Raw genomic sequence first — 11,739 nt, 5'->3', positions numbered from 1 at the left:
ATGGCCTTTGATCAATCCACCAGAAACCGCCTGCAGAAATTCGTCAGTGATGCCCGTGGGCTGTTGAGCGAAGAGTTTACCCGCCAGTTGCAGAACGACTACGGCCTCGATCCCCATTCCGGAGCTGTAACTCCTTTGGAAAACTTGGGAGATCTGGATGATTCCCGCCGGGAGACCGCCCGTATCCTGCGTGAGACCTTGGCCCACTATATGGCCTCCAGCCCGTCGGGCGGCAATAAGGAAGCGCTGGATCGGATCGTCCGTGAACAGGCGTTTACTGTCCTTAACCGACTGGCAGCATTACGGATGGCCGAATCCCGGGGCATACTGATCGAGTCAGTCGGCAACGGCTACCAGTCCAAAGGGTTCCAACTGTACGAACGACTGGCCGGACCGGGCCTGGGTGAGACCGGGGATACTTACCGTTGTTATGTGTTCAGTATCTTCGATGAATTTGCTCTTGATCTGAAAGTCCTCTTTGACCGCTTCTCCCCCCAGGGGCGTCTTTTCCCACGTGAAGCCGCTCTACTGGAGCTTCTAAATCTGCTTAATGACCAGGAGTTGGCGCACCTGTGGGCCGAGGATGAAACCATCGGCTGGGTGTACCAATATTTCAACTCCAAGGAAGAGCGGAAGAAAATGCGAGACGAGTCGGCAGCCCCCCGCAATAGCCGCGAACTGGCCGTCCGCAATCAGTTCTTTACGCCACGTTATGTGGTGGAGTTTCTCACCGACAATACCCTTGGGCGAATCTGGTATGAGATGACCCAAGGGAAAACCGATCTGAAGGAGTCATGCCGGTATCTGGTTCGGCGACCTACCGAGATTTTCCTCAAAGCCGGTGAAAAGGCACCCGAACAGCCTGGCGGCGATCAAAACCTGTCCCAGGAAGAGCTACTCAAACAGCCGGCTCATATCCAGTTCCGTCCTCTGAAAGACCCACGCACTCTGCGGATGCTTGACCCGGCCTGCGGCTCCATGCATTTCGGTCTGTATGCCTTCGACCTGTACGAACAGATATACGCTGAAGCATGGGGATGGGAAGTTGGGTTGGGAACTGGGGCTTTTGTGCGCGAGAATGGCCTTAAACCGATTACTGAGTCTTATCAGGACAAGGAATCGTTTCTCCAGGATGTTCCACGCCTGATCATCGAGCACAATATCCATGGCATCGATATCGATCCCCGTGCCGCGCAGATCGCCGGTCTGTCTCTCTGGCTCCGCGCTCAACGCAGTTGGCACAACCAGGGGGTTAAGCCAGCAGCCCGTCCTCGAATTTCCCGCTCTAATATCGTCTGTGCCGAACCGATGCCCGGGGAAAAGGAACTGCTCAGGGAATTCACTGCCAGCCTGGAGGTGCCGGCCCTCGGCTATCTGGTGGAGCAGGTCTTTGACAAGATGCAGCTTGCCGGCGAAGCTGGATCGCTTCTGAAGATTGACGAAGAGATTCGCGACATCATCGCTGAGGCCAAAAGGCAGTGGAAGGCAGGGCCAAAGCTGACACAGATGGGGTTGTTTGGCGAAGCACCCGCAAAGCCAGAGCAGGTGGACTTGCCGCTGGATTTTACTGGCATCACAGATGAGCGATTTTGGGATGGAGCAGAGGAAAAGCTTTATTGGGCGCTGCAGGAGTATGCCGAGGTAGCCGGGGAGCATGGGTATCAACGGAGAATGTTTGCAGAGGATGCGGCGAGAGGCTTTGCTTTTATTGATGTTTGTAGAAAACGCTATGATATTGTCCTAATGAACCCTCCGTTTGGAAGGGCTACAGACCGAACTTTTGAGGCTTTAAAAAAAGAGTTCCCAGCTAGTTTTATCGATATGTACTGCGCGTTTATCGAACAGGCAGTAGTTTATTGTCCAAAAGGAATCATTGGTGCAATAACATCCCGTTCTTTCTTGAATGCCGTTACTCTACAAGAATTTCGCGACAAAATAGTTAGTTATAGTGCAATAATAGCAGATCTTGGATCGAATGTGCTTGATAATGCTATGGTAGAAGTAGCGGCTAGTGTTTTTACTGATTTTAACAATAAATACATTCAATTTTTTGACCTTCAAGATGCATTAGGCAAGTGCAATAATTTGCTGGCTTGTACTGATAGTAATAATTTGGATTTGAATAATAAACGGACATATTTTTTATTGAAGTCCAAAATACCGTCATTTGCCAAACATCAATTTCTGTACAAGTCAGATGGCTTTACTGTTGACTCAAAAAAAGTCCTTGAACCAGATGTAGCTATAGTAAGAGCAGGTCTTAACACATTTGACAATTTTCGTTTTTTGCGATGCTGGTGGGAAGTACATCCAACCTCTATAGGCCAACAAAAGCGCTGGGAATTTTTTAGCAAAGGTGGTGAATATGAAACATTTTTTGATAATATTCATCTTGTCATAAAAAGAGCAGATAACGGCAAAGAGTTAGCTGCTGTAAACGAAAACGCAAATGGACAGATTGCACAAAGTCGGCAATCTTATAGCCGCTACTATATTCCAGGATTGATCTATACAATTAGAAGTGCAAGGGGATTCAACGTTAGGCACTTTCCTGCAGGATCTGTATTTTCTATAAAAGGGCCTGTTATACAGGCTACAGGAAATGTTTCACTCTATTACCTTGCAGGATTGCTTAATTCAGAACCTATTCGTGTATTTGTTCAGCAGCAATCAAATTTTAACCAATATATGCCAAGCATTGTTAAGTCAATACCTTGGATCGAGCCCGACTGTGAAACACTGGAAAAAGTATGTGATTTTAGCATAACAGCTACTAAGGCAAAGCTTAATTTATACTCAAATAATGAAGAATGTATTTATTATACCGCACATATACATCATGCATTTAGAGAAAGTATTAAGAACGGTAGTGAATTGTTAAGGCTAGAAATCGATGAATCAAATCTGAATATAAGGAATAAGTCAAAAATCGCTACTATAGCCATTTCAAATTTATATAATTTTGGAAACATAGACTACAATAGCGAAAATGTTCATACTTCAGATCATGATATCTCCATCGGTGATGAATTAGAGACAATAATCGGTGCTGCAGAGCGCATTTTATCCTATGTTTGTGGCGCAATTTTTGGCCGATGGAATATTTTATTAGCAACGGATATCAAATCCCTTCCCATGCAACCTGATCCATTCGAATCACTCCCTTCAGTATCTTCTGGAATGCTTCAAAACACTCAAGGTCTTCCTGCCGAGCCGCAGGATGTACCTGTAGATTACCCACTTCGTATTTCCTGGCCAGGTATCTTGGTGGATGACGAAGGATACATGGAGGATATCGCTAATCGCATTCGGGAAGCCATCGAGGTCATCTGGAAAGAGACGGCCGGTGATATTGAACACGAGGCATGCGAAATCCTAGGTGTCCGCTCACTTCGTGATTACTTTTCCAAACCATCAGGCTTCTTTGCCGATCACCTGAAGCGCTACTCAAAAAGCCGCCGCCAAGCACCGATCTATTGGCCTCTCTCCACACCATCCGGATCCTATACACTTTGGCTCTACTATCACCGCCTTAACGACCAAACCCTCTATATCTGCGTCAATGAATTCGTCGAGCCGAAACTTGCCGATGTTGCCGCCGAGCTTGCCAGCGTACGGCAAAAAGGGAGCGGCCGCAGCCGTGATGAGGAGAAGCGACTGGAGAAGCTGCAGGACCTTGAGATGGAATTGCAGGAATTCCGCGATGAGCTCCTCCGCCTCGCCAGACTTCCCTGGAAGCCAAACCAGAATGACGGTGTGCAGATCACCGCAGCGCCGCTCTGGAAGCTGTTCCAGCTTCCCAAGTGGAAGAAGACCCTCAAGGAAACCTGGGAAAAGCTGGAAAATGGGGAATACGACTGGGCACATTTAGCCTATAGCATTTGGCCTGACCGGGTTAAGAAGAAGTGCGTGACCGACAAGTCCCTCGCCATTGCCCATGACCTTGAAGATCTGTATGTGGAACCGCCCGCCTCAGCCAGTAAAAAGCGGAGCAAGAAGGCGACAGTAATTGAAGATGAGGAGAGTGATTTGTAATCAGAGGGGCTGGATAGGTTGTTATGATATTCTTGACATCACTGCGGGAGGGTGCCGGAGCAATTTAAAAGCGGACACCGGACATTATAATATGAGCGATAACTCCAATGGAGAAGGGATGAGAGAACAGCGAATCAGGGTCAACCAGAAGCCATCGAGGCGAGCTTATGAGTATTAGTGAGTTCCTCAAGTCATATATTTTCCTTCCCCGTTTGCGGCAGAAGGGGTGTCTGGTTGTCTACGATCCTGATCTGCGCTATCGGGACATTTGTCTCGAAATGGCAAAAGAGACACTCACGGTAATTGACGCCACTGAAAGCGGATTGGTAAGCCGGAGTGCCGCGCTTCTCGAATTACGGTCATTCGGAAACCCGAACACGACAAAAGAAGGTGTGCTGGTATATGTCCCGGTGCATGCGCCGATTACTGACGAGGAGAAACAGCATGATCCTTTCGCCCTCTACTCTGCGTGTGGTGGATTATTTCCCGACGGCGCAGGAGATGAGTATGAGCAGATATGTCTGCGAGCAAAGCCGGACCATTCTACAGAAATTCGAAGGGTATTCACAGAAAACCCGAACCCCTCGTTCGCTGTCATAGATGCCATCGCTGGCGGAGTCAACTGGCCGAACCTGCGGGCTCTTTTGAAAGTCGATTCAGCCAACGATATTCTCTTTGCCCTGCTCGCACCAAGCAGCAGCCAGGAGAACTCTCTGAAGGGGGATGACACCTGGGTCCAGGAAGCCCGTGATTTTCTGCGGTTAACTTTGGGATTGGAATTGAAAACTCGTGCGAAGTCATGGACAGCCATTGCAGAAGAGGTCTGGCGTTTCCTCCTGTTCAGTGAGTTTGTCTTTGATCTGCCGGGTGCGTTGCCGGCATCCCTTGCGCCGGTACCCCGTGCTGCCGAGGCTGCTGAACCGATGGTTGAATATATCTGCGAGCGGTTGCGGAGCGATTTGCGCACTCAGTCGTACTATATTGACCGGGCGGAGCAGATTGAGCGGGATTTGGAATTGCCTGCGTCCTGCTCATCTATCGAGGATCTTGGAGAGCGGGACACCTTTCCTTTTGAGGAGAGGACTCTTCTCAAGCAGGCCATTACCTCTCTGATGAATGATGATTTGGATCGCGTCCGCACTATCCTTGTGCGAAGAAAGAACTCGGTCTGGCTGGGGAAGGGCGAAAGCCAGAGCCAGTGGGGCTTGGTTGATGCGGCCCTCAGTTTGGTCGGTGTCTGCAGCGATTACGACCGGCAATTAGGGGAACATGTTCGTTCACAAAGTGAGCTGCTGGATTTTTATGCCGGCAGTTTGCGTGATGTTGACCGCAAGCAGCGTGAGTTTGAGCAGGTGATCAGCGCATTTCATGACTTTGATGACACTCTATCGGAAGTGGTTCATTACGCTCGATCTTGCTATAGAAAACTGAGTGAGAAGGTACAGACGGTTTTCATAAAGCACCTGGAGACCCAGGGATGGCCGCCTGCTGGGCGTGTGAGCAACGCTGAAGTGTTTGATCGTTTTATTGCTCCCCGACTGCAGGAGCGTGGGCGGAAGATAGCGTATCTCATGGTTGATGCTCTTCGCTACGAACTAGGCGTTGCCTTGGAGAATCGGCTTTCGGAAGACGGACCAGTGGAACTGCATTCGGCGTATGCTCAACTTCCTACCGTGACGATTGTCGGTATGGCGAGTCTTCTACCCAATGCTGCGGTGGGGCTTGCCCTTTGCCAGGAAGGTGACAGCCTGGTTCCGATGATTGACGGGGCTCCAGTCGGTTCCGTTTCTCAACGCATGGGATTCCTTCGCAGCAGGCTTGGTGACCGATTTGCAGAGATGCGGCTTGACGATTTCGTCCGGAGCAAAAAAGTCGATATCGCCTCTACGGTTGATTTGCTGGTGCTCCGCAGCGTGGAAATAGATGATTTTCTTGAGACAAATCCGGAAAGTACCTTGAAGCTGATTCCCGACACCATCAGCCGGATCAGGGCTACCTTACACAAGCTCCGCGATAAGGGATTTCATGAAGTGGTCATCGCCACGGATCACGGTTTTTATCTCAATGCCCAGGCGGAAGCGGGAGATGTCTGTTCCAGGCCGGGTGGAAGTTGGTCGGTAAGCAACTACAGGTCGATGCTGGGGCAAGGGGGCAGCGACAGCAACAGCCTTATTCTGCCATGCGAAAAAGCGGGCATTCGAGGTGATTATAAAAGTTTTGCTACCCCTCGGAGTATGGCCCCTTATCGGAGCGGGCTATTGTATTTCCATGGGGGTGTCTCGTTAGCTGAAGCAGTTGTTCCGGTGCTGGTGGTGAAGCTGGAAAGCACATCTAAGCAGAATGCACGGCAATTCAGCGTGGAGCTGTCGTATAAAGGTGGCGCGAAGAGAATTACGACATTGCGACCGGTTGTCGAAGTTATCCCGTTGGCCGAGGGGCTTTTCTCTCTGGACTCTGATTTCGAAATATTACTGGAAGCTCAGGACGTCAAGGGGAATGTCGTGGGTGAAGCCAAGCCAGGAGGTGCGGTCAACCCCGCAACCCGAACCATCACCCTGAAACCTGGCAAGCGGGAGTCCATTACGCTGTGCATGCTTGATGGGTTCGAGGGCAAGTTCACGGTCAAAGCGCTTGATCCCTCAACACTCAAGTCGTACAGCGACTTGATACTCGAAACTGACTATGCGGTGTGACGACATGGATACTCTCGATCAGAAATTAAACGCTATATTTGACGGAAAGGTTGTCCGTAAGGATCTATTGCACCGGATCAAGAAGGGAACTAACGTCCCGACATTCGTATTGGAATTTCTGCTGGCTCGCTACTGTGCCAGTAATGACCAGGCTGAAATAGATGCTGGCATGGACGCCGTGCTTTCAACACTCCAGGACAACTATGTCCGCCCCGATGAGGCGAATGCGGCCCAATCAAGGGTGGCCACCAAGGGGAAGCACCGTTTCATCGATAAGGTTCATGTCCGTTACGTAGAGAAAGAGAAGCGACATTGGGCATCGCTTGAGAATTTCAATTCTCAGCGAATCGCAATCAGCCAGCAGTATTACAAGGATAACGACCGGCTTCTGGAGGGCGGCATCTGGGCAGAAGTTGTTATCGCCCACAATGATATCGAAGATGACGACTACGCGTTTTATGTGGAAGACCTGCGTCCGATCCAGCTAAGCCGCTTTGACTACACCCGCTACGGCGAGGGCCGTAACCAATTCAGTCGCGACGAGTGGTTGGATATCATTCTGCGCTCGGTGGGGCTTGAGCCGGCAAAGCTCAGCAAGAGGGTGAAGCTCCATTTCATTGCGCGTTTGGCCTCCTTGGTTGAGCCCAATTTCAATTTCATCGAACTGGGACCACGCGGGACAGGGAAATCCTATTTCTACAGCGAGTTTTCTCCGTATTCAACCCTGATCAGTGGCGGCCAGGCGACCAAATCAACACTTTTTTACAATAACGCCAGGGGCAAGGTCGGCTTGGTTGGCTTCTGGGATACCGTAGCATTTGACGAAGTCGGTGGAATAAAAATCAAAGATCCTGACACTGTCCAGATCATGAAGGACTTCATGGCAAACGGTCGCTTCTCCCGGGGGGTTGAAGTCATTGCCGATGCCAGCCTCGCTTTTGTCGGGAATATAGACCTTTCCATCGACCAAATTGTCAACTCCTCTGTTTATGATCTCTTTCAACCCTTGCCGCCGGGATTCGACCTCGCTGTGATGGACCGGTTTGCCTGTTATCTTCCTGGGTGGGAGATGCCGAAAAACAGCAGTGAATTTCTTACCGGTCGTTATGGATTCATTACCGATTACCTCGCAGAAGCTTTTCACTATATTTTCAAGCACACAAACAGGTATGAGGAGGTTACCAAGCGGATCCGGCTTGGGAAATCCATCGAAGGACGCGATGAAAAAGGGATCAAAAAGACAGTCTGTGCGTTCCTGAAAATACTGCACCCGTCTAATTTTCCATCCGACGAGGAGTTTGAAGAGTATGTGGCGTATGCTGTCGAGTGCCGTCGACGCGTCAAGGAGCAAATGAACAAGCGAAAAACCGACGACGAGTTTGCGATGATCAATCTCTCGTATATCAACAGCAAGGGCGAAGAGATCGTCGTCTTCTGTCCCGAATCGAAAAGCGCGCCTGCGACCCAGCATCCGGCTCGCAGGGCCATTGACGCCTCCGGTGCGGTGCAGGGGCCGATTATCAAAGACCTGCCTGCCAAAGACGTTTCTAACCTTTCCGGGACAACTCCTTCTGAAGATGCAGTAAATCCAGAAACAACGCTAATGCCGCCGGCATCTGAATTAGTCCTTAAGGAGCAGCATTTCACCATCCTGTACGGTGATACTGGATATAGTTATGAATCCATCATCGGGCAATATTTAAGGGGAGTGAAAGAGGTTGTTATTGAGGATCCGTATATCAGGGTGATCCACCAAATCCAGAACCTCGTAAGGTTATGCGAGACCCTTCTGAAGGCTCCAACCGTCAAAAAGATTACCTTGGTGACGACTTCCGAAAACAAAGCTCAGCAGGATGAAACCCAGGATAAACTGGGAGAGCTGCAGCAGAGTCTCCTGGAAATGGACGTTGTGCTGGAGGTGAAGTTCAACCCCAACCTGCATGACCGTGAAATCCGCCTGGATAATGGCTGGGTCATCAAAATCGGTCGTGGGCTGGATTTCTATCAGAAGCCCGGAAGTTGGTTTGAGATCGGATCCAACGATTTAAGCCTGAGGAAATGCCTAGAGACGAAGGTAGATATTTTTAAAGGTTGACATAGTTTTAAAGTTTCCCAAAAACTTATTCAGAATAAGCCGAAAACCATTCTCTATTTCAGTTAGCAGCAACGAGAAGAAGGGGTAATCGGATAATCCGGACGCCCAAAACAAACAATGGTCAAAGGGACATGGTGGGTAGGCTGGGATGAGACTCGGAGAGTTTTGGGCGCAGGTTCGACATTTGGCTACGGTGTCCCTTGTTGGGTGCATGGCGATAGCAGGTTAGAAGGTGGACTCCAGTCTGCACGTTAAGAGAACTAGGTTGAGGACGCCAGGAAATCGGTGACGGATGGAGTCTTCGATAGAGTTGGTTGACACACACGAGAGGGCCCATTCCTAAGGCACGCGGTCGCACGACCGAGACAGAAGATTGCACTTTGTCCCGGGTACGTTTCCAGTAGGGAGGATGCAGGGCGGCAAAGCCAATCTCCTCTCCAATCAGCAAAACTGCATGGGGGATGTCGTAACGGCCAAGAAGTTTAAACACTGACTCTTTAATTCTGAGAGCGGAGGGCGAATGTTCGGAAAAAAGACCAAGAGTCAAGGGACAAAGTACGAATTGGTTCCATCACGGCCTAATCTTAAGAACCATGTTTACAACAGCAACAGCTTACAGGAAGCTCTCCTGCGCGCTCTCGCGGCTATAGCCACTGCAGATGGGACCGTGAACCTCGCAGAATACGATGCACTAAATCAGATAGCGGGCCAGAGCGTGCGGCCGGCCTTGTCCGCCCATATCGTTTATACCCACCTTGAAAACCGTATCGATCCGAAAGTTGCCTTTGCTAGGCTTGGAGATGCCGCTAAGGCCTTCCCGGATTTGCCCCAGGTGCTTTTTGATACTGCGTTGCCGATCCTTCTGCTCCAGGGTGACAAAAGCAAGCCACTTGCTCAAGACCTGGCAAAGGCCATTAATCTCAAGTTGACTCCTCACCAGATAAGCGACCTGGATCATGGCGCATCCCGGACATCGCTCTCGACACTCTTGTCAAGAACGGCTCGGAAGGTGCGCGACACCAAATTTTTGAGCACAACTGACAACTGTCTCCGCCTCACTGGTGATTCGGAATTATTTAGGATGGTTTCTGGGTTTCTTGACGGTAAGATTGAGCAGAGCGACGTCCAATCGCGGGTATCGTTGTTGAGCGCGGAAACGGCACGTCAGTTGGGCCAGTTTGAACAGCGGATGTTGGACGCGGCAGCCCTTGAGCATGTAGCAAAAAAATACATTGAGACGGCGGATGAGCTGTATGGCCAGGTTGCACAGCGGTTGGCGCTCGTGGCTGCTCGCATCGAGCAGGAAAAGGAAATGTTTAACGACAGCTTAGAAGAGGTTATTCATGATGCCGGCAACGAATTTGAACTGGAAGTGACAAACCGGCTGAAAACAGATAACTGGAAAGCTTCAGACGCATGGAAACAAATTGCCAAATCGACCTTTGCAAAAGAGCTGGAGCGCCGCGTCAATCGTCTCGTCCAGCCTCACGAAAAGCGGCTGTCTTTGATGAAAGAGGACCTGCGACTTTTTCGACAGGATATGAAGATCGTTAACGCGTCAATTCTTGAGCGCCAACACCATACATACTTTGCGAAGCTCATGCCCTCTATGCGAGTCATGACACAGGTGTTGAACACCAGTGACAACATCGCGACCACCACATTGGCGACTGGAACGATAATTACCATCGCATCCGGGGCTGCAGTGTATGGCCTCGGGACGGCAGCTGTTCTTCCTTTGATTATTCCTGTTGCGCCTTACGTTGGTGGGGCGATGCTTGTCGCGGGGATATTCAAATGGTTCTATGACAGCGACGGGAGAAAAGGTACGGAAATTCTGCATAAGAGGGAGGAATTCCAAAATGTGCTTCGGGATCAGTTCAATGAGGCTCGAGAATCATATTTCAGGCAATTAGATGTGGTAGGCGATGAATTCATCGAGTCCGCGAACGAACTACTAAAACCCGTTATTCTCGAAGCAGAGGCCGCAAGCCAGCTTGTACACTTGCAAAAGAGAGTCACTCAGCGCATGCTGAAGGAGGCGCGTAAAACGCTAGCACTCATATCGGATCAGGCGGAGCCCACCGACCTGCGTATGCCGTAACCATAACAGGTGATGACGCTCCTGAAAAAAACAGCGCGCTAAGTGTTTCCTGTATCAAATATTTCTTCTCGAAAATCTTTGACTAAACTTTGACCAAAACATTGGTAGATGCTGTCACCGGCTGAACGTTTGCAAACGAAAAACGACCGAAAGGTTGAGTTTAAGTGGTTAAAATCAATACGGTTTGCTGGATCGGCTGAGTCCCGGGGCGGGACGGGTGGGGTGGATTCGAATCCCGTTTCCCGCTCCATTTAACAACAATAGGTTCAGGTAGTTAGAGTGAACCTTTCGAAACTGTCCCCGGTTCTGTCCCCAAACGGAATCGGGGATTTGCTTTTCTGGGGTATCACTAAGTCGCGGCCCAGGTAGTCGAAGATTCTCTCCCCGTCCTCTTCCAGTCCTTCCACGTAATTCCCATACACCTCATAGACCATCTGTTTCGAAGCATGGCCCATTAGCTTGACGAGTCTTAGCGGGTTGATCCCGACCAGGAGGCTCCATGCTGCGAAGGAGTGTCGCGCCGAGTAGGAAGTGACATAGGTGATCCCGGCAGCGTCAACGGCCTTTTTCCATACTTTGCAGAACCGAGAGCTGTTGAATCGTGCGCCGTTCTCCATAGTGAAGACGTAAGGAGATTCGGAGCGGTTCAGGATTACGTCGAGGCGTTGTCTCAGCGCCTTGGTAATGAAGATTTGACGCTTCCTGAATGCAGTCTTCAGGGTTTGCTTGTCCTGGCCGAGAACGAAGGAGCATTTGACGTTGATGTAATCGCTGTTGATGTCCTCTTTCTTCAATCCTCCCATTTCGGAAGG

5 protein-coding genes are annotated in these 11,739 nt (G+C 50.0%); 4 read left to right on the top strand and 1 reads right to left on the bottom strand.

Going from position 1 to position 11,739, the window contains the following annotated elements; genetic code table 11:
• The 4 genes from pglX (at position 1) to KOM00_RS19050 (ending at position 10,927) form a co-directional block, all read left to right on the top strand.
• A complete protein-coding gene (pglX, locus tag KOM00_RS19065; protein WP_216500607.1) occupies positions 1-4,035 on the top strand; it encodes a BREX-1 system adenine-specific DNA-methyltransferase PglX in 4,035 nt (1,344 codons plus the stop codon).
• Positions 4,036-4,202: 167 nt separating this feature from the next.
• Positions 4,203-6,728 carry a PglZ domain-containing protein gene (locus tag KOM00_RS19060; protein ID WP_216500606.1) on the top strand — a complete coding sequence of 842 codons (2,526 nt, stop codon included), beginning with the start codon at positions 4,203-4,205 and terminating at the stop codon, positions 6,726-6,728.
• A gap of 4 nt (positions 6,729-6,732) precedes the next feature.
• A complete protein-coding gene (gene brxL / locus KOM00_RS19055; protein ID WP_216500605.1) occupies positions 6,733-8,823 on the top strand; it encodes a BREX system Lon protease-like protein BrxL in 2,091 nt (696 codons plus the stop codon).
• A gap of 520 nt (positions 8,824-9,343) precedes the next feature.
• Positions 9,344-10,927 carry a hypothetical protein gene (locus tag KOM00_RS19050; RefSeq protein ID WP_216500604.1) on the top strand — a complete coding sequence of 528 codons (1,584 nt, stop codon included), beginning with the start codon at positions 9,344-9,346 and terminating at the stop codon, positions 10,925-10,927.
• A gap of 266 nt (positions 10,928-11,193) precedes the next feature.
• Here KOM00_RS19050 and KOM00_RS19045 read toward each other — a convergent pair.
• On the bottom strand, positions 11,194-11,739 hold a 546-nt coding region (locus KOM00_RS19045; RefSeq protein WP_216500603.1), incomplete at its 5' end, for a tyrosine-type recombinase/integrase.

It is taken from the genome of Geomonas diazotrophica (assembly GCF_018919385.1).
GTDB classification, from domain to species: Bacteria; Desulfobacterota; Desulfuromonadia; order Geobacterales; family Geobacteraceae; genus Geomonas; species Geomonas diazotrophica.
Note: the sequence above shows the minus strand (reverse complement) of the source record. Positions and strands in the feature narration are given on the sequence as shown.

Bases quoted from the DNA above. Each gene is read 5' to 3' on its own strand.
- pglX (WP_216500607.1), top strand. From the start codon at position 1: ATGGCCTTTGATCAATCCACCAGAAACCGCCTGCAGAAATTCGTCAGT.
- KOM00_RS19060 (WP_216500606.1), top strand. From the start codon at position 4,203: ATGAGTATTAGTGAGTTCCTCAAGTCATATATTTTCCTTCCCCGTTTG.
- brxL (WP_216500605.1), top strand. From the start codon at position 6,733: ATGGATACTCTCGATCAGAAATTAAACGCTATATTTGACGGAAAGGTT.
- KOM00_RS19050 (WP_216500604.1), top strand. From the start codon at position 9,344: ATGTTCGGAAAAAAGACCAAGAGTCAAGGGACAAAGTACGAATTGGTT.